The sequence below is a fragment of the Luteibacter mycovicinus genome (genome assembly GCF_000745235.1).
Classification (GTDB): Bacteria; Pseudomonadota; Gammaproteobacteria; order Xanthomonadales; family Rhodanobacteraceae; genus Luteibacter; species Luteibacter mycovicinus.
Genome location: NZ_JQNL01000001.1, coordinates 2,780,930 through 2,804,819, shown reverse-complemented (window position 1 = coordinate 2,804,819; position 23,890 = coordinate 2,780,930). Strand labels below are relative to the sequence as shown.

Below are 23,890 nucleotides of genomic sequence, written 5' to 3'. Positions count from 1 at the left end.
ATAGAACAGGGAGTCGCACGTGAACAAGCAACCGGTCGTCCTCGTCACCGGAGGCGCACGCCGCGTCGGCGCCGCCATCGTGCGTCACCTGCACGCGTCAGGCTGCGACGTCGCTATTCACTATCGTCAATCGGCAGACGAAGCCAAAGCTCTGTCGCGGGAGCTCAACGCCGCGCGCCCTGAAAGCGCCGCCATCTTCGCCGGCGCTTTGGAAGACGACGCCACACCCGACATACTCATCGCCACCGTCACCGACCGCTTCGGCCGCCTCGACGGACTGGTCAACAACGCGTCCGCGTTCTACCCGACGCCGATCGGCGACACCACGGCAGCCCACTGGAACGACCTGTTCGCCGCCAACGCGCGCGCACCGTTTTTCCTCGCACAGGCAGCGACGCCCGCCCTTTGTAAAGCGCGCGGATCGATCGTCAACATCGTCGACATTTACGCCGAACGTCCGCTTGCCGGACACGCGGTGTACTCGATGGCGAAGGCCGCTCTGAACATGCTCACGCAGGCGCTGGCCAAAGACCTCGCACCCGACGTCCGCGTCAACGCCGTCGCACCCGGCGCCATTCTCTGGCCCGAGTCCGGCAAGCCCGAAGAAGCCGCCGATGCGCTCATCGCCAAAACACCGCTCGGCCGCAAAGGCGAGCCCACCGACGTCGCCGAAGCCGTGCGCTGGCTGCTGATGGACGCGCACTACACCACCGGCCAGGTCATCCGCGTCGACGGCGGCCGCGCACTCAACATCTGATTCGCGGTAACGCAAGGGCTACGTGATAGTACCGGCAGGGTTCGCTCCCACCGGCATGGGTTGGCTTCCAGCATCTACAAATGAAGAAGGCCCCGAACGTGGTCGGGGCCTTCCTCGTCATCACAGCGGTGCCTTAGTTCTTCTGACGAAACGCCGATTCCAGCAGAGCGCGGTCGAAGCCCTGACCCGGGTCGCCTTCCGTCGCGAAGCGATACAACGCAGCGGAGTACACGCCGTGCATCGCCGCCTGAAACAGGCTCAGCACGACGAGACTGACAACCGCCGCGACGCCGACCGTGATCATCAACGCCACTGAATGCGTCGCGACGGCACCGAAGAACAACACGGCGCTGGCGAAGATCAGGCAGAAGGTGAGGATGCCACCGGCGAGGCCGATGCCGGCGTTGCCGATCAGGTTTTCGCCCCAGGTTTCCTTCAGCAACGAGGTGCTGCGCTTCACCGCGTCCACCGGGCCGATGTCCTGCGCGGCGAGCACCGGCACGACGAGGAAGGTGGCGACCGTCCAGCCGAAGCCGAGGATGCCGGCGACGATGCGACCGACGAAGCCGAGACGTTCCTGCAGCGCACGCAGGATCATGCCGACCGTGGCGGCGATCAGGGCATATCCGATGATGTTCGGCAGCTTGCCCATCGCGGCGCGGAGGCCGTCACCGAGCGTCGGGTTGCCACCGTTGAGACGGATCATGGCGGCGGAGGCGAGCGCGACGTTGAAGAAGATCACCACGCCATACTGCACGAAGTAAAACGCGAAGCTGACCAGCATAAAGAGCGGCGAAACGTGATGGCGCTGGCCTTCGAGATCGACCTGATTCGATCCGACCATGGCGATCACCGGCCAGGCGAAGGTGGCGATGACCAGAAGCGAGGCGAGACCGGCCAGGAGTGGAAAGAGCATCAGCTCCTTGTCCTGGCGGAGGATCGTGGCGCTGGACTTCATCAGCGCCCAGCTGCGTGCGAACTTACCCATATCCTTTCCTTAGAACCCCTTGGTGGAACGCGTTGTATCACCTTGGCTGGGCAGCCGCCACCGTAGGCTGTCACGGGACAGGACGTCCAGACCGACGGCTTTCTCAGGCAACGGCGACCGTGCAGGCCTCGTCGACCACCAGCGGCTCACTCTCCGCCGGAAAGGCAGCCCAGAGTTCGCCCAGCGTCCGTCCATCCACAGGGTGGCGCACGTCCGGCGCGATATCCGCCAGCGGTTTAAGCACAAACGCATGCCGAAGCTCGCCCCGTGGCAGCTCCAGGTGCCCCTTCCCGCTCAGGACCAGATCGTCATAAAGGACGATATCGACATCCAGCGTCCGGTCGGCGTAACGCTCGCCACCCCGAACCCGCCCATGCCGATCTTCAAGCGCATGCAGCCAGTCATTGAGCGCTTCCGGCCCCAGGTCGCTGTCCAGCGCCACCGCGAGGTTGAGGAAGTCCGGCCCATCGAAACCGACAGCCGCACTGCGATACACCTGCGACACATTCAGCGCGCCGAAGCGCGCCCGCAACTCGGCGACCGCCGCACCCAGCCAGCGCGCAGCGTCGATGTTGGAACCAAGACTCAGATACGCGCGGCCCATGTCAGTCCTCCGCCGCGACCGGCGTCACCACGGCGGCCGAGCGCATGGACGCGAAGCCCTCGCGCAGATCCCCACCCGACGGCTGCTGGAACGGCCGCAGCCCGAACTCGGGAAGGATCGCAATCAGATGATCGAAGATATCCGCCTGGATGCGCTCGTAGTCGAGCCACACCACCGTATTGGTGAACGCGTAAATCTCCAGCGGAATGCCCAGGGCACCCGGATCGCGCATACGCACCATGCGGGTCATCTTGTCGTGCACATCGGGATGTGCCTTGAGGTACGCATCCGCGTAAGCACGGAACGCACCGATGTTGGTCTGGCGACGGCGATTGACCGGCAGCTTGCCGGCGTCACCCAGCGCTTCGTTCCAGCGACGGATGTCTTCGCGCTTGCGCTCGAGATAGGCGGTCAGCAGATGCATCCTGCCGAAACGCTCGAGCTCCTCGTCCTCGAGAAACCGCACGCCCGCCGCATCGATGAACAGCTCGCGCTTGATCCGCCGGCCACCGGAATCCTGCATGCCGCGCCAGTTCTGAAACGACTCGGCGATCAGCCGCCAGGTCGGCACCGTCACGATAGTGCGATCGAAGTTGCGTACCTTGACCGTATGCAGCGTGATGTCGATAACGTCGCCGTCGACACCGGCGGACGTCATCGTGATCCAGTCGCCGACGCGCAGCATGTCGTTGGTGCTTAGCTGGATTCCGGCGACGAAGCCGAGAATCGTATCCTTGAATACCAGCAGCAACACCGCCGACATTGCGCCGATGCCGGACAGCAGCAGGCCGATGCTCTGATGGGTGAGTTTGGTGATCACCAAAACGAGGGCGACGATCCACAGCGCCAGCTGAAGCAGCTGCACCACGCCCTTGATCGAACGCTTACCCGCCGGCGTAGCGCTGTACAGCGATTCGAATGCGATCAGTGCGCGACCCAGCGACGCGATGACGCAGACGATCATCCAGCAGACCGCGAGGTTGCGGATGAAGGCACCCATATCGTCGTCGGCGATCGAGAGGAACATCCCGATGCCGTAATAGACGACGATGGCCGGCAGCATGCGCGCCAGCCAGCGGAACGCGCCGTACTCATAGAGCGCGTCGTCCCAGCGCCAGGCGGTATGACGGGTGGCGACACGTACGACGCGATGCAGGAACACGCGGCCAAGCAGACCAACCAGCCAGGCCACGACGAACAGGCCTGCGACGAAAGCCACCCGCTTCAGCTCGGGGGACGCGACAAAGTCTTCCATGACGGTCAATGTTTTCTCGAAGTGGATCATTCCGGTCGGGTGCCACGCTCGATGCGGACACCCACGGCCTTCGCCCCGCGTACGGCACCGGGCTTGGACAGCTTCAGGCGAACCCACGACACGCCGAACTCCTCACGGACGATCTCGGCGCAGCGCTCGGCCAGTGTCTCGACCAGGCCGAAGCTGGACGACTCCACATACGTCTGCAGGCGTTTGGAAATCGACTTGTAGTTCAGCGTCTCGTTGATGTCGTCACTGGCGGCCGGCTTGCGGTTGTCGAAAGCCATTTCGAGGTCGAACGACAGCGTCTGCCGGATCCGGCGCTCCCAGTCGTAGATGCCGATGACCGCGTCGATGCGCAGGTCTTCGATGAAGACGATATCCATGAGGGGTTCTGGTGGTGCGAAGGGGCGTACAGGGTCGGCGACCGGGGCGTTTTGTGCAACATACGCCCCGGTTGATCGCGCGCGGGGCGCGCTCCTACAGGGACGTCAGGCGGCCGGAAGGGTTTCGAGACTCCACCGCGGGTGCACCTGAATCGTGCGGTCCTGCTGCTGACCCGCCGCGAGGCGAATCGCTCCTGCCAGCGCGATCATCGCGCCGTTGTCGGTGCAGAACGCCAGCCGTGGGAAATACACCCGGAAACCGTCTTTCGCACCCGCTTCGGCCAGCTGCTCCCGCAGACGCTTGTTGGCACCGACGCCACCCGCGATTACCAGCCGTCTGGCACCGCTGGCCTCGAGCGCCCGGCGGCACTTGATCGCAAGGGTGTCGACGATGGCTTCTTCAAAGGCCCGCGCGATATCGGCACGGGTCTGATCCGTCTTGTCCGAGGCCTGCCAGGCCAGCAGGACCTGGGTCTTCAGGCCGGAGAAACTGAAATCGAGCCCCGGGCGGTCGGTCATCGGCCGGGAGAAGCGGAAACTCCCCGGCGTGCCCTGCTCCGCCAGCCTGGCCAGCGCGGGACCGCCGGGGTACGGCAGACCCATCATCTTGGCGGTCTTGTCGAAGGCCTCACCCGCCGCGTCATCCAGCGTGTCGCCAAGAATCCGGTACTCGCCGATGGCCTTCACCTCGACCAGCATCGAGTGGCCGCCGGAGACCAGGAGCGCCACAAAGGGCGGTTCCGGCGGGTCATCCTCCAGCAAAGGCGCCAGCAGGTGACCTTCCATATGGTGAACACCGATGGCCGGCACGCCGAGCGCCCAGGCCATGGCGCGGGCCGCCGACGCCCCCACCAGCAGGGCACCCACAAGGCCGGGGCCCGCCGTGTAGGCCACGCCACCGAGATCCGATGGTGTCAGACCCGCGTCCTTAAGTGCTTCTCGCACAAGGGGAAGTAGCTTACGGACATGGTCGCGACTGGCCAGCTCGGGCACCACGCCGCCGTACTCGGCGTGCAGGGCGATCTGGCTGAACAAGGCATGGGAAAGCAGGCCACGGCCCGGCTTCTCCGGGTCCCAGCGCAGAAGGGCGACGCCCGTTTCGTCACAGGACGTTTCCACACCTAACACGGGCTTTGAATTTTTCGAATCGATCACGTTATAATCCACGGCTCACCCGGGTAGACGGGTCAGTTTAAACAAGTGGAGTTTCCATGCCGAGCGTTAAAGTCCGCGAGAACGAGCCGTTTGAGCTTGCCCTTCGCCGCTTCAAGCGTACGTGCGAGAAGGCTGGCGTCCTGGCCGAAACGCGCAAGCGCGAATTTTACGAAAAGCCCACCCAGGAGCGTAAGCGTAAGCGCGCTGCTGCCGTGAAGCGTCACCTCCGCCGTCTGTCTCGCGACACGACGCGCCGGACCCGCATGTACTGATTGCCTCCCCGGCCTCACGGTCGGGTGTTGGATCCGCGGCTGGCGCGTTCGCCCGCTGCCGCCGCAATCAGGCGGAAAACCGAGCCGGCTTCGCCGAAAGGCGGAGCCGGCTTTTCGTCGTCCCGGAGAAATGCCATGAGTCTGAAAGCCAAGATCACCGAAGACATGAAGGCCGCCATGAAGGGCGGCGAGAAAGACCGTCTGGCAGTTATCCGCCTGATGCAGTCCGAGATCAAGCGACGCGAAGTCGATGAGCGGATCGAGCTGGACGATAACCAGGTCCTGGCCGTCCTCGAAAAGATGCAGAAGCAGCGCCGCGACTCGATCGAGCAGTTCGACAAGGCGGGTCGTACGGACCTGTCGACCATCGAGCGCTATGAGATGAGCGTCATCGAGACCTACCTCCCTGCCAAGCTCAGCGACGCCGAGCTGGACGACGTGATCACCGCGGCGATCGCCGAGACGGGTGCGACGACCGCCCGGGATATGGGCAAGGTCGTGGCGCTGGTGAAGGAAAAGGCCGCCGGGCGTGCCGATATGGGCGCGGTGGCCGGTAAGGTTAAGGCCAGACTCGCCTGACCCAGTACTTGTAGGAGCGCGCCCCGCGCGCGACCCGAGCCCGACGCAAAGTTGGCTTCGCGCGCAGGGCGCGCTCCTACAGGCCTCGCCGTTTCACGGCGAGCCTACACATTTGTGAGCATGCTCCGCACCGCGGCTGGCAGGACGTTCCTCCGGCGCTCGACGGAGAGATCCCATGCTCAAGTACGCCATTATTTTCGGCCTCATCGCCCTGGTCACCGGCGCCCTCGGCTTCAGCCGGATTTCGGGCATCGCCGGCACGATCGCCAAGGTCTGCTTCGCCATCTTCCTGATCCTGTTCGTGATCGCGATCCTGGCAGTCATCGGCGTCTTCCACCTGGCGTTCTGATCGCCCGATAAGGGAATGCGGACTCCATACGGAAGCGGATGCGTGGCATCCTAGGCGACTGATGCGTGGCCGTATTCCCGACAGCTTTATCGATGAACTGCTGACCCGCGTCGACATAGTCGACGTGATCGAGCGGCGCGTCCCGCTGAAGAAGGCGGGGCGCGAATGGACGGCGTGCTGCCCGTTTCACAACGAGCGCTCACCGTCGTTCTACGTCAGCCCGCAGAAGCAGTTTTTCCATTGCTTCGGCTGCGGCGCCCACGGCAGCGCGATCAAGTTCATCATGGACTACGACCGGCTCGAGTTTCCCGACGCGATCGAGGAACTCGCCCAGTCCGCCGGCCTGAAAGTGCCCTACGAGGGCGGCCGCGACGATAAGCCACGGGAAGACCGCAGCGACCTCTACACCCTCCTCGACGAAGCGGCCAGCTTCTACCAGCGCGAGCTGGGCAGCAGCCCCGAGGCGAAGGCCTACGTCGACGGCCGTGGGCTGGACGAGGAGATCGTCAAACGCTTTCGCATCGGCTGGGCCCCCGCCGGCTTCGACGGCGTGATGAAGGCGCTGGGCACCAATGACCGTCGGCGCCAGCTGCTCAACGAAGCAGGCATGGTCGCCAGCAACGAGCGCGGCAACAGATACGACCGGTTCCGCGAACGGGTCATGTTCCCCATTCTGGATCGCCGCGGCCGGGTCATCGCCTTCGGCGGCCGCGTGCTGTCGTCCGAGCAGAGCCCCAAGTACCTCAATTCGCCGGAGACCGCCCTGTTTCACAAGGGCAAGGAACTGTTCGCGCTGTGGCAGGTGAAGCAGGCGCACCAGCAGGTCACCCGGATCATGGTGGTCGAGGGCTACATGGACGTCATCGCCCTGCATCAGGCCGGGCTGCCCATCGCCGTGGCCACGCTGGGCACCGCGACCACGCCGGACCACGCGGAAGTCCTCTTCCGTGCCGCCCCCGACGTCTATTTCTGCTTCGACGGTGACCGTGCCGGTAAGGCCGCCGCGTGGCGAGCGCTCGAATCGGTGCTGCCGCGCATGCGCGACGGCCGCCAGGCCCACTTCCTGTTCCTGCCCGACGGGGAGGACCCGGACACCCTGGTCCGCAAGGAAGGCAAGGAGGGCTTCGAGAAGCGCATGAAGGACTCCATGCCGATGTCGGAGTACTTCTTCGAGGAACTGGCCCGGGACGTGGACGTGACCCGCCTCGACGGCCGCGCCCGCCTGGCCGAGCGGGCCCGTCCGCTGATCGCGAAGCTGCCCGATGGCGCCTTCCGCGATCTCATGGGCCAGGAGCTGGAGCGCCGCACCGGCGCCCGTGCCGTACTGGAGCCTGAGCCGCCGGCCCCGCGCCAGGACGCCAACCGCCCCACCAACGTCCAGCGCAGCCTGGTACGCAGCGCGATCACCCTGCTGCTCGCCCAGCCCGATCTGGCGGCCGAAGTGGAGCCACCCTACCCCTTTCTCCGCCTCGACCGGCCTGGCGTCGCGCTGCTGGCCGAGCTGCTCGATGTGGCCCGCGCGCGTCCCGGCATCCGCCCGGCCGTGCTGGTCGAGTACTTCATGGAGCGTCCGGAGTACGCCTCGCTGCAGAAGCTGATGTCGGCCGAGGTCATCGGCGAGCCGGAGATGCAGCGCGTGGAGTTCCACGACGCGCTGATTCAGATGGAGCGCCAGGCGACGACACAACGCCGCGAGTACCTGATCTCCCGGGTTCGCGAAGGCGTGCTGGACGACACCGAGAAGGCGGAACTGCGCGTTCTCCTGGCGGCCCGCGCCGCGCCGGCCCGCACGGCGGGCGAATGATGCGGCGCACCGCTCTCATAACACGATCCATGGGATCATCCCCGCCTCGTTCCTCGAAGGGACCGGCCCCAGCCGGCTTTACGCGCCACTGATGGATCTACTCAACGACCTCGTCGATTTTTTCGGAAGGAACGGCTACGCCGCCGTTTTCTTCGCGCTGATGCTTTGTGGCGCGGGTATCCCGCTGCCCGAGGACATCACCCTCGTGGCCGGAGGCATCATTACCGGGCTCGGCTATGGCGACGTCCACACCATGGTGGGCGTCGGCATGGCGGGCGTGCTGTTCGGCGACTCCACGATGTTCCTGCTGGGCCGGCATTTCGGCGGGCGGATCATGAGCTGGCGTGTCGTTGCCCGCCTGCTCACCCCCGAGCGCTATGCGAAAGTGCAGGAGAAGTTCGAGAAGTACGGCAACCGCATGATGTTCGTGGCCCGCTTCCTGCCGGGTATGCGTACCGCGGTGTTCATCACCGCCGGTGCCACTCATCGCGTGGGCTTCTTCCGCTTCCTGCTGCTCGATGGACTTGCCGCCGCCATCAGCGTGCCGATCTGGGTGTATCTGGGTTACTTCGGCGCGCATAACCACGAATGGCTGTCAATGTGGATCCATCGCGGGCAGACGGGGATTTATCTGGCCATCGCCGCGGCAGTGATCGGGCTGGGCGTCATCTGGTGGCGAAAGCACAAATCTGCGGACGAGCGCTAAGCCTCCGTAATGAATCGCGGCGGGTCACCTACAACGAACGGTCTATATCACTGCCTGAATCCAACTGCTAGCGTCCTGATACGCGACGTTCCGTCGCCTTAACCAAGGGAAGGATCCCTGATGAGCAGCGACAGCGACGTCACGAATGCTCCATCCGCCGCCACCATCGACGCGGCTACGTACAGCGCACTCTTCGCCGAGGATGCGAATCTGCTGACGGTGGCAGGAGCCGTCGACGACGAGACGGGCCCGGTGGCTTATCTCAGCGACTTGTTCACGTTGAGCAGCCGGCTCGAAGAGGGCGCCGCCCCCGAAAAAGCCTGCCTGCTCGCGATGCGACGACCAGACCTCCCCGACCTCGCTCTCGATAGCGCGGCGCTCCGTCGGGAATATTCCACGCTCGATCTCGTTAACGAGCTGCTGGAGAAGCGCATTGTCCTGTGCACCGGCAGCTCCGCGAGCGTCCAGGAGCGCATGGTCAGCGCCACGACACCCATCGGGCTCCCCTATGACGCGCCATGGAATCGCGTACTCAGCATCCTGCACCTGCGCGGCATCCCGCTATGGCGGGCAGTGCGCCATTCGGACCCGGAATTCCCGGCATTCGTCGCCACGGAGAAACCCAGTAAAGGCTTGCGCGACGCAGTGACGATGGGCTGCGGCTTCTCTCCCGCCGTGCGCAAGATGTTGATCGGGCCAGCCGTGACGACGGATGCGTCCGCGGCAGCGTTGTTCAGCAAAAAAGCTGGCGCCACCCTTGGCGAACTGAGCGCGGTGCAGACGCTCATGGAAGCCACGGGACTGAAACGTCGCGATTTACGCCATCTTCTGGCCGTCGACGGCGTTGCCAAGGAAGCCGATGCAGCCACCGCTGTGTCCCTCGCCCGATACGCTCCCGACGGCACGGGCAAGCCGTCCAGCAAAGCGTATGGCGCTGCGTTTATCAATGCAGGCGCCGGCCCGCTGTGGATAAAACAGCGTGCCGGATCCGCCGACGCCATGGATACGGAAATCGCCGGACTAACAGCCAAGCACATGGATCGCATGCAGCGCCTGCTGCAAGTCCGCACGCGCCTCGACGTTTCGTACGCCGAAGCCGACCTGCTGCTTCGCAGCGCGCTCGCTGCAGAGAAGGCAGCGGCGGATACCTTACCGACCGAGCAGACGCTACGCGCACTAGGCCTCTACGGCCACCTGAAAGCCAGCACAGAGATCACTCCGGACGGCTTCGCCGCGCTTATCGGGAACCTCCCCGTCTATGCGATCGGTCGTACGCCTGCGCTGCTCGACAGCCTGATCAAGGTAACCAACAAGCCGTTCACGGCAGACGACACCGCCGCGTTCGCCACCGCACTGCGCATCGATACCACGTTGCTGGAACAACTGTTGCAACGTGTCGAAGCGGTGCAGAAAACAAGGGCGTGCACGCTGCCAGTGATCTCCGCCTGCTACCGCCTGACCTCGCTACCGCGTCTGCTCGGCCTTAGCATCGAAGAAGGGCTCGCCATGTTGGACCTGCTCGAGCAGCAGACCAACGGTTACAACGCCCAGATCGCGGGTAACCCGTCTATAACCAGCTCGCTGGATGCTTTCGACATCCTCGATGTCATACCGGCCCTCTGGAACGCGACCGACTGGGCCCGGCAGCACCATCTTTCGTTTATTAAGCTCAAGCCGCTCTGTGACGACACGGCGCCGACCACCGCCACAAACGCCTGGTTGGCGGCTCTTGCCGATGCTGCCCAATCGCTGTCGACCAGTCGGCTGGATACGCTGACGATCAAGAAGCTCATGCGAGACACCGAGGTCGACTACGACCTCGGTGTAAAAGCGTGGAGCGAGGTCCTGAACGAGTTCGTCGACAACAACGGACTGATCCTTCCCGCCGCACAGGCCATGCAGAGTCCAGCCCTGCGTATCAAGCTGTCCGGGCTTCTGACGAAGCTGAAAAAGCCTGACACCGTATCGCCCGTCGAGGACTACGTGTCAAAACTCGGCAATGCGATCGCCGATACCGCCGCGTCTCAGAACGAGGTCGCGAGTCAATTGCTGCGCACGGCATTCGCACTTGACGTCGCCCAGGCCCCGGCCGTCCTGACCTGGGCCGGCGTCAGCGGTTACCAGTTGCTCGGCGACGCCATGATGGCTCTGAACAACCGCGTCGATGGTGACGCGGACGCAAGCACATTCTCCAGCGACATGACGCAGCGCTGGCATCGGGTTCACCGTATCGCTTCGGTGGTCCGCATGTTCGGTCTCAGCGGCACTTGTCTCGATGGCCTCGTCGCTCATCCGGAATGGTTCAACCTGCGGAGCTCTGACGGCAAGCCGACACATTCGATCAGGCTTGACATGCTCTATCGTTTAAGCCGCTACCGCGACTGGGTGGGAACGCTTGCAACTGGCTTCGACGAGCCAGATGCATTGGCGTACCTGAAACGCACCCATGAAAAGGAGCCGCCTGCCATTGACGAAGCGGCAGCGAACCTGGCCAGACTGCTTGGCACCACCCCCACGGAGGTCCGCGAGCTCTCCAGGAGCATCGGAAAAAAGGCCGTTGCCGGCATCGCGGGAGACGTGGCGGACATCGACTATGTCATGCGTTTGCTGGCCTTGCAGCAAGAGCTGGGAATTTCAGTTGCTACGCTGAAGGATCTCAATGACATGAAAGGGACGCCGGACGCGCCGCAGGTCGAGCGCGTGGCTGCGGGCCTGAGTACCACCCTGGACGCCTCCCAGCGTACCGTGCTGGATGGCACGCTCGCGGAAGCCTGGCGCGACGCACTCTGCACGTGGCTTTTGCAATTCGGAAGCTCGCAGCCCGTACCACTGCCGGAGATGGTGCGCCGTGTCGACCTGTCCGCCTACTTGCTCATCGACGTCGAAGTGGGAAGCGAGCCTCGTACGACGCGTGTCGCCGCCGCCATCGCCAGCCTGCAGCAGTACATCCATCGCGTGTATGCGCGCCTGGAGGATGGCTATGCATGGCAGGAACACTTCGTCAGCGAACGCAAGGCGTGGCGCGCCTGGCGCAGCCAGTTCGGCTCGTGGCAGACCTACAACACGATGAAGCGCCAGCCATCGGGCTTTCTCGATCCATCCCGCCGGAGCAGCAAATCAAGCCTGTTCGAGGCTTTTGAGAAACTCGTGGGGCAGGGTAAGTTCGCTGCCGACGAGATTCAGACCGCTATGCTGACTTACCTGGCCGGCTTCGAGCGCGTCAGCAATATCCAGCCGCTATCCGCGTATCACGACGGGGTGGATCCTCAGAACGACACGTTTCACTTCATCGGCCGCTCAAACGTGGAGCCGGCGGAGTATTACTGGCGCACACTGGACATGTCGATACGGGACACCCGCGGGGCACCCAGCATGCTGGCCTGGGGAGAATGGCAGAAGATCACGCTGCCCGCCACGGGCGTCATCGTGCAGACACCTCTCAACAAGGAAACGAGCGCCAACTTCGGCAACGACCCGCGAACCTCGATCGATGCGGTTCGCCCGGTCGTCATTGCAGGGCGCCGATACGTCGTGTGGCTGGAGCGTGACGGCACCGCCGCGAACTTCGACAACAAGACAAGCGACGTCTATGTCTTCCGGCTGTGTTACGCCTACCTGCAGACCGATGGTCAATGGAGCACGGCCAACGAGCTTATTCGGCTCGACGGCACCGATCCGGCGGGTCGGCCTGAACGGTGCGGTGGCCAACCTGACAAGACCCTGATGAAAACGCTGAGTTACCAACCCCGCATTGTCGTGATGGTGGACGAAAGCGGCCCACGTACGGACGATCCCTGGCTGGTCGCTCTACTGGTCACACGCGATACCGACGTGTCCTGGAAGAAGAAAAAGGCCACCTACGCGCGCAACAGCGATTACTACATCGCCGCAAAGGATCTTCTTCTCGTCGAAACGCGGGAGATCGATACAGACGACCCGGTCGGACGCCCACGCGAGGCAAAGCTCGTCGACCGGTGGAGCAGGATGTTCGACGACCCCAGGGTCATTCAGCATCGATATGTGGGAGCTGCCACCATCATACGCGACGAGTTAGCTGGCGAAAGCCAGAACGTCATTGCGGATGAAAAGTTGAATCGGACGTTGACCAAACTTAAAGATGAATGGAAGGCAGAAGCCGAAGCGATTGCGAGCGCGGATGAAAAGGATAAAGAGGCTCTGCGTGACAGATATTTCAAAGCTCCTGTCTCAGAACCTCTTCACATTCCTTTTATCAAATTAGATTCCGCGGCGAACGGGGATCGGATACGTGTCTTGTACGGGATAGAAGGGAACATGGCGTTACCGTCTTTACCTAGCGATATGCCGTCTACCGACAGCTACGATACGAACCTCTGGCTCTCACCGTCGAAGCCTGGCTACCTCCAGCTGCGAAGATATAGCAGAGCACCCGGAAAAATGGCCGAGTTGACTTTCTCGGACGGATCGAGCCGCTCACTTTCCTTCGCAAAGTGGTCCGGTAACTTTGGTTACTATTCTTACCAGGAAGCAAAAAGCTTGCTGGGCTCGGTAAGTGTCTATAACCGGGACTTCCGGTATTCGATGGGGCGGTGGGAGTGGAACTTTCCAACCTCCGGGATTGCTTTGGCTGACACGCTCGTTCGCGTTACCGATAGTAAGGGTGCGGAACTTGCACAATTCGTATGCAAGGCTGGTGATGGTCCCGCCGCTTTGACGAGTGAACTATTCGTGGAGCGAAGCAAGCTCAACGATCCATTCGAAATCACGGTGACGCTCAGCCGCCTGAAGCCCAAGTCGGAACCATATGCCACGCGAACTGCGCGCCTGGCGATTGTCGACCTGCTGGCGGACGAGCTTCAACCCGACGATGGTGTGCCGTCGGTCGTCATGCGCTGCAATGCGTCGCGCATACATAGCCTGGACTTCACTGAGGCGAATCGTAAGGCGCAAGGAGGGAGCACGCTGCCACCGACAGCGATTCCCCTCAGCACCCTTTTCGGCAAGCGCCTCGTTGCCTTGGCCACACACTCCGTTCAGCGCGTGCTCGCCTGGCGCACGCAAACAATGGAAGAGCCTGGCGCGACCAGCGATGCCTCGCCGTCGCCCATCGACTTCGGTGGTTGCAACGGCGTGTATTTCTGGGAGCTCTTCTTCCACGTCCCATGGCTGGTCGCATGGCGTCTTCGCGAAACAAGGCAATTCCGCCTTGCTGAGGAATGGTGTACGAGGCACCTGTTCGATCCGCAGCGCGGTTTGCCTGATGGCGGTAATGGTATGTCGAGGTACTGGAATGCCGTGCCGCTCACCCTCAAGGGCGGTGCGCTCGCCAGCCAGACCTATGTGCAGGATCCGGATGCATTGGCCGACTTTAACTTCGACCACTATCGCCGCGCGACGTTCCTTTTCCTCGTCGAGCTATGGCTCGCCGAAGGCGACAGTTTCTACCGGCAAATGACGCGCGACGCACTGGTGGAGGCGTGGCTGTGCTACGAGAAGGCATTGCGTCTTATCGGTCGGCTACCGGAACCGTTAGCCCCGGAGCGGTGGCAGGTAACCGAACTGAAGTCGCTGTCGATGGAAGCCCTGCATGCCTCGCCAGACCGGCGGATCACGCAGGCTCACCGGAATCTCGTACGTCGCATGGACAACCTACGCCATGGCTTGACCCTCGACGGCAAACCCGGGTTACTTCCCCTGTACGCGGGCGAGACCTCACTCAATTACCTGCTCAATCCGCGCACGGGCTCATCGAGCCAGGGCAGGCCATCCCGGACGCTGACCGCGCCGGGCTACCGATATGGCGAGATCATGCCCAAGGCCCGGGAGGCGGCGGCTTGGTTGACGGAGATGGGCCAGCAACTGTTCCACGTGTATGAGGCGGAGTTCGACGCCGAACTGGCGGTCATGCAGCAGAAGAACCTTATCGATCTTCACCGCTTCACCATCAATCTTCAGAGCAACGGGCTCACGTCCGCACGAGCCGAGCGACTAAAGCTTGAGCGCGGTCGTGACCTTCTCCTCGAGCGCAAGAAGCATTTCGAACGGTTGGTGGACAATGGCCTTTACCACGCCGAGGCCGCTGGCTTCGTGCTCGGCACGACGGCCGGTTTCTTGCGCACCCAGGCTGGGGTGTTCGGCAGCGTCGAGAAAGGGAGCGAAGTCTATCCGACCATCTTCGGGGTGGCCTCAGGGGGTGCTAAACCAGGAGCCATCGCCGGTGCAGTGAGCCAGGCCGTGAAATACGCGGCCGACATGATGGACGTGGCGGCTCAGGCGGCTTTCAAAGAGGCCGAGTTCGCTCGCCGCACGGCGGAATGGAAATTTGAGATTGCGACCGCCAAGGCCGAGTTGTCGGTCTGCGACAGCGAGATAGCGGTGCAGGACCTTGCGGTGGCGGCGGCGGGTCTTGCGCTGGACGAAGCCCAGACCAAGCTGCGCCTCATGGATGACGAATACGTATTCATGACGACTGGCTTCGCCATCGGGCCGACCTATCACTGGATGATTTCCCAACTGACATCGATTTATTCGATGGCATATGACGCGGTCTTCGCACTGTGCCTGGATGCGGAGGCTGCTTACCAACGCGACACAGGCGATTTCGCCAGCGAGTTTGTCAGTTCCGCAGCGTGGTCCGACAAGTGGAAAGGCATGCTGGCCGGCGAATCGTTTCAACGCGATCTGTTGATGATCGACTCCGCTTACCTTCGCAAAAACGAGCGGCGGATACTGGTGGAGCGAGACATATCGCTTGCGGGGCTGAAGGGTGGCGATGACGTCACGGCGCTGCGCCATGGGCTGTCCGGCAGGGGCTTCGTGTTCTCGCTGCCGTCGCTGTTGTTTGATCAGGATTATCCGGGACATTACCTGCGCCAGATCCAGCATGTTTCGGTCACGCTTGTCCTGAACGGCGTGGAGGCCGTCGATCCCACGTGCCACGTACCCGCTTTACTCACACAGATCAGCAGCACCATCCTTACTGAGGCGGACACGAAAGCACTCGAACGCCTCTACAAACCCGAGACCGGCACACACGAGGCGCTACGCACCTCTGTGCGGGCCAATCAGCAGACCGCGGTGTCGACACGGACCGCCGACGCGCTGACGGCGGAAGGTGAGAGCGTGCTGGCCTCGCTGCTTTTTGACGATTGCCGGCTACTGCCCTTCGAAGGCACGGGCGCCATCTCAACATGGCGACTGGAGCTGCCCGGCATCAGGACCGGGTGGGAGACGGTGCTGGGCAAAGGCGCCTCGCGACTCACCGACGTCATTTTCCGCGTCAAGTACACGGCTCGTGATGGGGGAGCCGCATTCGCGGCCGCAGCCAGCGCCCTTGCGAACACAGTCGGCAGCAAGGTTCTGGGCCGATCTCCGCTGGCCAGCCCGGTGGCGACATATCAGGAGAATCCAGCCGAGATCGACCCCGCGATAGCAGTGGCTTTCTTTAAGAACTTCTACGAGATCATCGTTGGCACCACGAAGTTCGGTCCCCAGGCCAAGGCTGCCAGTGTTGCCGCTTACTACCGAAAATCCATGCCGGATGCCATTGCGAACGATACGACGCTGGCCATCCTCGGCTCGTTAACGTCGCGCGTTACAGGGCAATACGCCATCTTCGATATCGTCCTGGCCATGGTAAGCGAGGACGGGACGTTACTGGACGAAGCTTCGACCGATACCAGGGGAGGGGTATACGACCGCGTTGTCGTGGACATCTCGGATGCGGCGTGGAAAATCACCGAGCACGCTCGTTCGAATCATCCCTTTGACGAATGACCCGAAGCCGATCGTGAACACTGGCGGTACCACGTCAGGGCGTGGATACCGCTCACGCCCCGACCGACACTTCGGCGAACAACCAGTCGCGAAACACCATCGTCTCCTCGCGCGACGCCGCATCACGCGACACCGCCAGATAATACGTGTGCTGCAACGGCAATTCGAGCCGGAACGGCTCGACCAGTCGCCCGGCGGCGAGGTCATATGCGACCAGCAGTTCCTGCGCCAGCGCCACGCCCTGCCCCTCGATCGCCGCCTGCAGCATCATCGTGCCGTCACCAAAGCCCATGTCGCGCGCGATGGCTCCGGGCTCGATCCCCGCGCGCTCGAACCACTGATCCCAGCTCGCCGCGGCCGCCGAGCGGCGATTGGACCGCTCATGCAACAGCATCTGGTCGAGCAGCGAGGCAGGCTCCCCGACACGAGCCGCCACAGCGGGCGAACACACCGGCGTGTAGCCGCTGCTCGCCAGGATGACCTGCTCGAGACCCTCGCCCAGCCGATCGTCGATCGCGAGGTCCCAGCCACCCTCCTCGGCACCGTCCGTCACGACCTCGACAGCGATCCCGGGATGCCTTCCGAAAAAGCGGAACAACCTCGGCACCAGCCATTTCGTACCGAACGTGGGCGGCACCGACACCCTCAAAGAGGCCGGGGGCTCGCCCATCACCTGGCCCGTAGCATGTTGCAGCGCACGAAACGCGTCGCGAACGCGGGGAAAATAATTCTCACCGGCCGCCGTCAGCGACAGTCGATTGTTGCTCCGCACAAATAACGGCGTACCGAGATAGGACTCCAGCAATTTGACCTGAGCGCTCACCGCGGCCGCCGTCAGAGAGAGTTCTTCACCAGCCTTCGTAAAGCTCAAATGCTGCGCTGCAAGTTCGAAGACGCGCACGGCATTCAGGGGTAGGGAGCGCTTCATTGCGAAGTCATCAAATTTTTTTTGGGGAAGACCCCGACAAATTCTAGTTTGCCTGCCTGATTCGCGAACGCCAAGAATCCGTAGCGCTCTTCCCACGGACACTCGATGAACATCCTCACCATCGACACAGGCACGACCAACACGCGAGTCACCGTCTGGCAGGACGGCAAGGTCGTTGGACACGGTGCCCGACAGGTCGGCGTACGCGACACCGCCATTACCGGCAATACGCGCAAGCTGGAGGAAGGCGTCCGCGAGACCATCGCCGAAGCTCTCGCCAACGCCAGGCTGGAAGCCGGCGACATCGGCCGCGTACTCGCCTCGGGCATGATCACCTCCAATGTGGGGCTCTGCGAGATTCCGCACGTACCGGCACCGGCAAGCATCGACGACCTGGCAAAGGCCATGCGCGAGTCGCTGGTCGAAAACGTATGGCACGCGCCGATCTGGTTCGTGCCGGGTGTGCGTAACGCCGTCGACCACATCGGCCTGCACAACTGCGAGGCGATGGACATGATGCGCGGCGAGGAGACCGAATCCTTCGCGCTGGTCGAACGCCTGGGCCTCGACGAACCCACCGTCATCGTGCTGCCAGGCTCGCACTCGAAGTTCGTCAGCATCGACAAGAGCGGGCGCATCGACGGCTGCGTCACGACGCTGGCCGGTGAGCTGCTGCACGTGATCTCGCACGACACCATCCTGGCTGGCTCGCTGAAGGAAGGCTTCGCCAAACGCATCGATCCGGAAATGCTGCTGGCGGGTGCCGCTTCGGCGAACAAGATAGGCCTGGGCCGTGCGTGCTTCAGCGTGCGTATCCTCGATCAGTTCGCGGTGTACGACGCCAATGCGCGCGCCAACTTCCTGCTCGGCGCGGTGCTGGGTTCCGACCTGCTCACCCTCAAGAATTCCAGCGCGATCCGGATGAGTCCGGGCACGCGCTTTGTCGTCAGCGGCAAGCCGATCCTGCGCGAAGCGATCGCGCGGCTGGTCGAAGGCGACGACTTTTTCTCCGGCACCGTGACGGTGCTGGGCGACGACGACCAACGCGATCTAGCGGGAGCCGGCGCGATCGCCGTGGCCCGTCGCCGTGGGCTGGTCGACCATGAGTAATCCGAGGAGGGAACGCATGAAAACGAAAATCGCACTGGGCCTACGTGTCCTGGCTGTCGCACTCGCTATCGGCTCGGCACCGGCTTTCGCCGCCGACGAGCCGGTCAAGATCGGTTTCGTGGTGAAACAGCCCGAGGAGCCCTGGTTCCAGGACGAGTGGAAGTACGCCGAACAGGCCGCCAAGGAAAAAGGCTTCACCCTGGTCAAGATTGCCGCTCCCGATGGCGGGCAGGTGCTCACCGCCATCGACAACCTGAAGTCCCAGCATGCGCAGGGCTTCGTCATCTGCACGCCGGACGTCAAGCTCGGGCCGTCGATCGTCGCCAAGGCCAGGATCGACAAGCTCAAGCTGATGACCGTGGACGATCGCCTCGTCGACGGTTCGGGCAAGCCGATCGAATCCGTGCCGCACATGGGCATCTCGGCGACCAAGATCGGTGAGCAGGTCGGTCAGGCGATCTCCGACGAGATGAAGAAGCGTGGCTGGAAGCCGGAAGAGACCGGCGCGCTGCGTATTTCGTACGACCAGCTGCCGACCGCCAAGGACCGTACGGATGGCGCGATCGCCGCGCTCACCGCCGCGGGTTTCCCGAAGGCTAACGTAATCAACGCGCCGCAAGCCAAGACCGATACGGAGAACGCGTTCAACGCGGCCAACATCGCCATCACGCAGAACCCGAAGTTCAAGCACTGGGTCGCGTTCGGCCTGAACGATGAAGCCGTGCTCGGTGCCGTGCGCGCTGCGGAAGGTCGTAACTTCCGCGCCGACAACATGATCGGCGTGGGTATCGGCGGCAGCAAGTCGGCACTCAACGAGTTCGCCAAAGCCCAGCCGACCGGCTTCTTCGGCAGCGTACTGATCAGCCCGAAGCGTCATGGCTATGAGACCTCGGTGAACATGTACGAATGGATCAAGAACGACAAGGCCCCGCCGCCGCTCACGCTGACCACCGGCAAGCTGGTGACACGCGCCAACGTGACGGAAGTCCGCAAGGAAATGGGTCTCTGATGATGAGTGACACGCCACGCCTGGAATTTCGCCACATCGGGAAGACGTTCCCGGGCGTGCGCGCGCTCGGCGACGTGGGTTTCGCCGTGCGTGCCGGCACCGTTCACGGCCTGCTCGGCGAGAACGGTGCCGGCAAGTCGACGATGATGAAAATTCTCGGCGGCGAATACATCCCCGACGAGGGTGAGGTGGCGATCGACGGTCAGGTCATGCATTTCCGCAAGGCCGCCGACGCCATCGACGCCGGTGTCGCCGTGATCCACCAGGAGCTCCAGTACGTACCGGAGCTCTCGGTCATGGAGAACCTCCTGCTCGGTCGCCTGCCAACGCGTTTCGGCCTGGTCGACCGGCGCAAGGCGCTGGCCTGGACGCGTGAGCGCCTCGACGCCCTCGGTGTCGACCTCGACCCGCGTGCGAAGCTCAGGCAGCTGTCGATCGGTCAGCGGCAGATGGTCGAGATCGTCAAGGCGATCCTTCGCGACGCGAAGATCCTCGCCCTCGACGAGCCGACCAGCTCGCTGTCGCACCGTGAGACCGAGGTGCTGTTCCGCCTGGTCAACGACCTGCGTGCGCAGGGCAAGGCCATGATCTACATCTCGCATCGCCTCGATGAGATTTTCGAGCTTTGCGATGCCGCCACGATCTTCCGCGACGGACGTAAGGTGGCCGACTTCGACACGCTCGAAGGCGTCACCCGCGACCAGCTCGTGCAGCGCATGGTCGGTCGCGAGATCAGCGATATCTTCGGTTATCGCCACCGTGCGCACGGCAAGGTGCGTCTCGACGTCAAGGCCGTCACCGGCCGCGCCGTGCAGCTGCCCGTGAGCTTCGAGGTGAAGGCGGGCGAGATCGTCGGTTTCTTCGGTCTGGTCGGCGCGGGTCGCAGTGAGGTGATGCGAGTGATTTACGGTGCGGATCGCCGCACTGCCGGGGAAGTCACGGTGGACGGGCGTGCGGTGAAGCCATCGCACGTGCGCGACGCCATTCGTCACGGTCTGGTGTTCTGCCCCGAGGACCGCAAGGAAGACGGCATCATCGGCGTGCGCTCGGTGTCGGAAAACATCAACATCAGCGCGCGACGCAACCATCTCACGGCGGGCCTGTTCGTCAACGACCGCAATGAGGCGCGCACCGCCGACACCTTCATCGATCGCCTGCGCATCCGTACGCCGCATCGTCGGCAGGAGATTCGTCTGCTCTCGGGCGGCAATCAGCAGAAAGCCGTACTGTCGCGCTGGCTGGCCGAGAAAGATCTCCGCGTGCTCATCGTCGACGAGCCCACCCGCGGCATCGACGTCGGCGCCAAGAACGAAATCTACAACGTGCTTTACGAACTGGCCGACCGTGGCGTCGCCGTGGTGATGATCTCGAGCGAACTTCCCGAAGTGCTCGGCGTCTCCGACCGCGTCGTCACCATGTGCCGCGGTCGCATCACCGCACAGTTCGACCGCGCGCAGGCGAATGAGGAGAACGTCCTCGCCGCCGCTCTCAATGAAGGCGCCAGCGCCATCCCGACGAGGAACGTTTCACCATGACCGAACCCAATGCCGCCGCCATAGGCGCGACGCGCGAAACACGCGACGACCGCCGCCGTGCCCTGCTCTGGCAGGCTATCGACGACTACAGTCTGATCGGCATCTTCATCGTGCTGTTCGGGGTGCTGAGCGTCACCGTGCAGTACTTCTTCTCGTGGGACAACATCGTCGGCCTGGCCTTGTCCGTCTCACAGATCGGCATGGTCGCCTGCACCATGATGTTCTGTCTGGCTTCGCGGGACTTCGATCTTTCGGTCGGTTCCACCGTGGCTTTTGCCGGCGTGTTCTGCGCCATCGTCTCCAACGCCACCGGCAGCGTCACGCTGGGTATCGGCGCGAGCCTGCTGGCCGGTGCGTTCATCGGCTTCATCAACGGCGCGGTCATCGCCAAGCTGAAGATCAACGCGCTGATCACGACGCTGGCGACGATGGAGATCGTCCGCGGTCTGGCCTTCATCGCGTCTTCGGGCCAGGCGGTCGGCGTCACCAGCGAGGCGTTCTTCACCCTGGGCAGCGCGGAGCTGTTCGGTCTGCCGGTGCCGGTGTGGGTCACGCTGGGCTGCTTCGTCCTCTTCGGTGTACTGCTCAACAAGACGATCTACGGCCGCAATACGCTGGCCATCGGTGGCAATCCCGATGCCGCGCGTCTTGCCGGTGTGCCGGTGGACCGCGTGCGGATCCTGATCTTCCTGATTCAGGGCCTGGTCGCCGCACTGGCCGGCATCATCCTCGCTTCGCGCATGACCAGCGGTCAGCCCAATGCGGGTGAGGGCTTCGAGCTCAACGTGATTTCGGCCTGCGTCCTGGGCGGCGTCTCGCTGATGGGCGGCCGGGCGAGCATCAGCGGCGTGCTCGTTGGCGTTCTCATCATGGGAACTGTGCAGAATGCGATGAGTCTGATGAACATCGACGCCTTCTACCAGTATCTGGTCCGCGGCACGATCCTCCTGATCGCCGTCCTCGTGGACCAGCTCAAGAACCGCAGGCAAGCCCGCTGATGACCGATTCGTTCAAACCCTTGTCCCCGCAGCGCCAGGCCCATGGCGAGGGCGTGATCTGGGACGACCTGATGGGACTGGTCCGCTGGACCGACATCTCCGCGTCAACGATCTACGACTACGACCCCGGCACGGGCGTGGTGCGCGAACACGCGCTGCCCGCCCGCGTCTGTTGCTTCGCCCTGACCCATGAGCCCGGCGTACTGCTGCTGGCACTGGAGAAGCAGCTGGCCCGTTTCGATACACGCGACGGCAAGCTGCACGTGCTCGGGGACATCGAGGCGGATGTCGCCGGCACCCGCGCCAACGACGGTCGCTGCGACCGGGGTGGCAACTTCATCTTCGGCACCCTCAACGAGCGCGGCCCGGAGCAGATCGCTTCGTTCTGGCGTTACACGCCGGCAGGCGGGCTCAGCCGCCTGTCATTGCCCAAGGCCGCCATCACCAACAGCATCTGTTTCAGCCCTGACGGGAAAACGATGTATTTCACCGATTCGCCGACGGCACGGATCATGGCCTGCGACTACGACGACAGCACGGGTGAGGTCGACCGCATCCGCGGTTTCGCCGAGCTGAGCGCCGGTCATGAGCCCGACGGCTCGACGATCGATGCGGAAGGCTACCTGTGGAATGCGCAGTGGGCGGCGTCCCGCGTGGTGCGCTACGCACCCGACGGTCGCGTCGATGCCACCATCGAGCTGCCCGCGCGCCAGCCCAGCTGCGTGAGCTTTGCCGGCGCCGAGCTGGACCGGATGGTGATCACTTCCGCGTACAAGGGTCTCGACGAGGCCGTGCTGAAGGACGAGCCGCTCAACGGTGCGATCTTCATCGGCACGCCGCCGCGCGGTCGCGGTCTTCCCGAAGCCCGCTACGGGCACAAGGTCGTCACGTGAGCGCTGTCATGACCGCGGACCCGCGCACGACACCGCTTCCCCGCCTGGCTGGGAAGGTCGCCATCGTGACGGGTGCGACGCAGGGCATCGGTGCGGCGACGGCGAGGTTGTTCGCGGCGCATGGGGCGAAGGTCGTGCTCAATGTGCTAGAGGACAACGCGCAGGCACGTGAGACGCTGGCATCGCTGAACACCGACGATGCGATGCTGTTTCAGGCCGATATCACCGACGGGGAGGCCATCACGCGCATGGTGGCCGCCGCGACGGAGCGCTTCGGCGCGCCGGACGTACTGATCAACAACGCGGGTATCAACGTCTTCAACGAGCCGCTGTCGCTCACCGATGACGAGTGGGCGCGTTGCTTCGAGGTGGACCTGAAAGGCGCGTGGAACTGCGCCAGGGCCGTCCTGCCGGGCATGCTCTCGCTCGGTCGCGGCAGCATCGTCAATATCGCTTCGGTGCATGGGCACAAGATCATTCCGCACTGCTTCCCCTACCCCGTCGCCAAGCACGGCCTTATCGGCCTGACCAAGGCACTCGGTATCGAGTACGCGCCGCACAACATCCGGGTGAACTCGATCTCGCCGGGACTGGTCCTCACCGCGATCGCGGAAGCCGGCTTTGCCGCCGCCGCGGATCCGGTGGCCGAGCGCCGCAAGCAGACCGATATCCTGCCCAACAAGCGCATCGGCGAACCGCTGGAGATCGCCTATACGGCGCTGTTCCTCGCTTCCGATGAGGCCCGCTACATCAATGCCGCCGACATCCGCATCGACGGCGGTCGTTCGCAGCTTTACCACGAGTAAT

General features: G+C 63.5%; 19 protein-coding genes. 13 read left to right on the top strand and 6 right to left on the bottom strand.

Annotation, left to right across the window (positions count from 1 at the left end):
* Positions 1 to 19: 19 nt before the first annotated feature.
* Positions 20 to 757, top strand: coding sequence for a pteridine reductase (locus FA85_RS12245; protein WP_036116380.1), 738 nt, complete (start codon positions 20 to 22; stop codon positions 755 to 757).
* A 133-nt stretch (positions 758 to 890) separates the two neighbouring features.
* Here FA85_RS12245 and FA85_RS12240 read toward each other — a convergent pair whose 3' ends face one another.
* The 5 genes from FA85_RS12240 to tsaD form a co-directional block, all read right to left on the bottom strand.
* On the bottom strand, positions 891 to 1,745 hold the full coding sequence (locus tag FA85_RS12240; protein WP_036116382.1) for a DUF6159 family protein: 855 nt from the start codon (positions 1,743 to 1,745) through the stop codon (positions 891 to 893).
* A gap of 103 nt (positions 1,746 to 1,848) precedes the next feature.
* Positions 1,849 to 2,349 carry a 2-amino-4-hydroxy-6-hydroxymethyldihydropteridine diphosphokinase gene (folK, locus tag FA85_RS12235; RefSeq protein ID WP_036116383.1) on the bottom strand — a complete coding sequence of 167 codons (501 nt, stop codon included), beginning with the start codon at positions 2,347 to 2,349 and terminating at the stop codon, positions 1,849 to 1,851.
* Between the two features lies 1 nt (position 2,350).
* Positions 2,351 to 3,604 carry a mechanosensitive ion channel family protein gene (locus tag FA85_RS12230; RefSeq protein ID WP_156108808.1) on the bottom strand — a complete coding sequence of 418 codons (1,254 nt, stop codon included), beginning with the start codon at positions 3,602 to 3,604 and terminating at the stop codon, positions 2,351 to 2,353.
* Positions 3,605 to 3,630: 26 nt separating this feature from the next.
* On the bottom strand, positions 3,631 to 3,990 hold the full coding sequence (gene folB / locus FA85_RS12225; protein ID WP_036116385.1) for a dihydroneopterin aldolase: 360 nt from the start codon (positions 3,988 to 3,990) through the stop codon (positions 3,631 to 3,633).
* Positions 3,991 to 4,095: 105 nt separating this feature from the next.
* A complete protein-coding gene (gene tsaD, locus FA85_RS12220; RefSeq protein ID WP_036129334.1) occupies positions 4,096 to 5,118 on the bottom strand; it encodes a tRNA (adenosine(37)-N6)-threonylcarbamoyltransferase complex transferase subunit TsaD in 1,023 nt (340 codons plus the stop codon).
* Positions 5,119 to 5,201: 83 nt separating this feature from the next.
* Here tsaD and rpsU point away from each other — a divergent pair, with 83 nt between their 5' ends.
* From rpsU to FA85_RS12190, 6 genes are all read left to right on the top strand, one after another.
* Positions 5,202 to 5,417: a 30S ribosomal protein S21 gene (rpsU, locus tag FA85_RS12215; RefSeq protein WP_029213735.1), complete on the top strand. Its 216-nt coding sequence runs from the start codon at positions 5,202 to 5,204 to the stop codon at positions 5,415 to 5,417.
* 135 nt (positions 5,418 to 5,552) lie between these two features.
* On the top strand, positions 5,553 to 5,996 hold the full coding sequence (locus tag FA85_RS12210; RefSeq protein WP_036116389.1) for a GatB/YqeY domain-containing protein: 444 nt from the start codon (positions 5,553 to 5,555) through the stop codon (positions 5,994 to 5,996).
* A 175-nt stretch (positions 5,997 to 6,171) separates the two neighbouring features.
* On the top strand, positions 6,172 to 6,345 hold the full coding sequence (locus FA85_RS21495; RefSeq protein ID WP_036116391.1) for a DUF1328 domain-containing protein: 174 nt from the start codon (positions 6,172 to 6,174) through the stop codon (positions 6,343 to 6,345).
* A gap of 61 nt (positions 6,346 to 6,406) precedes the next feature.
* A complete protein-coding gene (dnaG, locus tag FA85_RS12200) occupies positions 6,407 to 8,149 on the top strand; it encodes a DNA primase (RefSeq protein WP_036116393.1) in 1,743 nt (580 codons plus the stop codon).
* A gap of 91 nt (positions 8,150 to 8,240) precedes the next feature.
* Complete coding sequence (locus tag FA85_RS12195; RefSeq protein ID WP_036116396.1) at positions 8,241 to 8,855, top strand: DedA family protein; 615 nt, start codon at positions 8,241 to 8,243, stop codon at positions 8,853 to 8,855.
* Positions 8,856 to 8,975: 120 nt separating this feature from the next.
* Positions 8,976 to 16,610, top strand: a complete 7,635-nt coding sequence (locus FA85_RS12190) for a Tc toxin subunit A-related protein (RefSeq protein WP_036116398.1) — start codon at positions 8,976 to 8,978, stop codon at positions 16,608 to 16,610.
* Positions 16,611 to 16,662: 52 nt separating this feature from the next.
* Here FA85_RS12190 and FA85_RS12185 read toward each other — a convergent pair whose 3' ends face one another.
* A complete protein-coding gene (locus FA85_RS12185) occupies positions 16,663 to 17,511 on the bottom strand; it encodes a LysR substrate-binding domain-containing protein (protein WP_197056539.1) in 849 nt (282 codons plus the stop codon).
* A gap of 132 nt (positions 17,512 to 17,643) precedes the next feature.
* Between FA85_RS12185 and FA85_RS12180 the strand changes: the two genes are divergently transcribed.
* Genes FA85_RS12180 through FA85_RS12155 form a run of 6 tightly spaced genes read left to right on the top strand, consistent with a single transcriptional unit; the run spans position 17,644 to position 23,889 of the window.
* Positions 17,644 to 18,648, top strand: coding sequence for a 2-dehydro-3-deoxygalactonokinase (locus FA85_RS12180; RefSeq protein ID WP_036116403.1), 1,005 nt, complete (start codon positions 17,644 to 17,646; stop codon positions 18,646 to 18,648).
* 16 nt (positions 18,649 to 18,664) lie between these two features.
* Positions 18,665 to 19,657 (top strand): arabinose ABC transporter substrate-binding protein, encoded by a 993-nt coding sequence (locus tag FA85_RS12175; RefSeq protein ID WP_036116405.1) that lies wholly within the window; start codon positions 18,665 to 18,667, stop codon positions 19,655 to 19,657.
* Positions 19,657 to 21,192, top strand: a complete 1,536-nt coding sequence (gene araG / locus FA85_RS12170; protein ID WP_197056538.1) for an L-arabinose ABC transporter ATP-binding protein AraG — start codon at positions 19,657 to 19,659, stop codon at positions 21,190 to 21,192. Before FA85_RS12175 ends, araG begins: the two co-directional genes overlap by 1 nt.
* A complete protein-coding gene (gene araH, locus FA85_RS12165; RefSeq protein WP_051944054.1) occupies positions 21,189 to 22,190 on the top strand; it encodes an L-arabinose ABC transporter permease AraH in 1,002 nt (333 codons plus the stop codon). Before araG ends, araH begins: the two co-directional genes overlap by 4 nt.
* The gene (locus FA85_RS12160; protein ID WP_036116407.1) at positions 22,190 to 23,083 is read left to right on the top strand and encodes an SMP-30/gluconolactonase/LRE family protein; all 894 of its coding nucleotides are present in this window, start codon (positions 22,190 to 22,192) and stop codon (positions 23,081 to 23,083) included. The genes araH and FA85_RS12160 overlap by 1 nt, the downstream gene beginning before the upstream one ends.
* Positions 23,080 to 23,889 (top strand): SDR family oxidoreductase, encoded by an 810-nt coding sequence (locus FA85_RS12155; RefSeq protein ID WP_239708941.1) that lies wholly within the window; start codon positions 23,080 to 23,082, stop codon positions 23,887 to 23,889. The genes FA85_RS12160 and FA85_RS12155 overlap by 4 nt, the downstream gene beginning before the upstream one ends.
* Position 23,890 lies beyond the last annotated feature (1 nt).

Bases quoted from the DNA above. Each gene is read 5' to 3' on its own strand.
- FA85_RS12160 (WP_036116407.1), top strand. From the start codon at position 22,190: ATGACCGATTCGTTCAAACCCTTGTCCCCGCAGCGCCAGGCCCATGGC.
- FA85_RS12195 (WP_036116396.1), top strand. From the start codon at position 8,241: ATGGATCTACTCAACGACCTCGTCGATTTTTTCGGAAGGAACGGCTAC.
- FA85_RS12240 (WP_036116382.1), bottom strand. From the start codon at position 1,745: ATGGGTAAGTTCGCACGCAGCTGGGCGCTGATGAAGTCCAGCGCCACG.
- dnaG (WP_036116393.1), top strand. From the start codon at position 6,407: ATGCGTGGCCGTATTCCCGACAGCTTTATCGATGAACTGCTGACCCGC.
- FA85_RS12190 (WP_036116398.1), top strand. From the start codon at position 8,976: ATGAGCAGCGACAGCGACGTCACGAATGCTCCATCCGCCGCCACCATC.
- araG (WP_197056538.1), top strand. From the start codon at position 19,657: ATGATGAGTGACACGCCACGCCTGGAATTTCGCCACATCGGGAAGACG.
- FA85_RS21495 (WP_036116391.1), top strand. From the start codon at position 6,172: ATGCTCAAGTACGCCATTATTTTCGGCCTCATCGCCCTGGTCACCGGC.
- FA85_RS12210 (WP_036116389.1), top strand. From the start codon at position 5,553: ATGAGTCTGAAAGCCAAGATCACCGAAGACATGAAGGCCGCCATGAAG.
- FA85_RS12230 (WP_156108808.1), bottom strand. From the start codon at position 3,604: ATGGAAGACTTTGTCGCGTCCCCCGAGCTGAAGCGGGTGGCTTTCGTC.
- araH (WP_051944054.1), top strand. From the start codon at position 21,189: ATGACCGAACCCAATGCCGCCGCCATAGGCGCGACGCGCGAAACACGC.
- FA85_RS12180 (WP_036116403.1), top strand. From the start codon at position 17,644: ATGAACATCCTCACCATCGACACAGGCACGACCAACACGCGAGTCACC.
- folK (WP_036116383.1), bottom strand. From the start codon at position 2,349: ATGGGCCGCGCGTATCTGAGTCTTGGTTCCAACATCGACGCTGCGCGC.
- folB (WP_036116385.1), bottom strand. From the start codon at position 3,990: ATGGATATCGTCTTCATCGAAGACCTGCGCATCGACGCGGTCATCGGC.
- rpsU (WP_029213735.1), top strand. From the start codon at position 5,202: ATGCCGAGCGTTAAAGTCCGCGAGAACGAGCCGTTTGAGCTTGCCCTT.
- FA85_RS12175 (WP_036116405.1), top strand. From the start codon at position 18,665: ATGAAAACGAAAATCGCACTGGGCCTACGTGTCCTGGCTGTCGCACTC.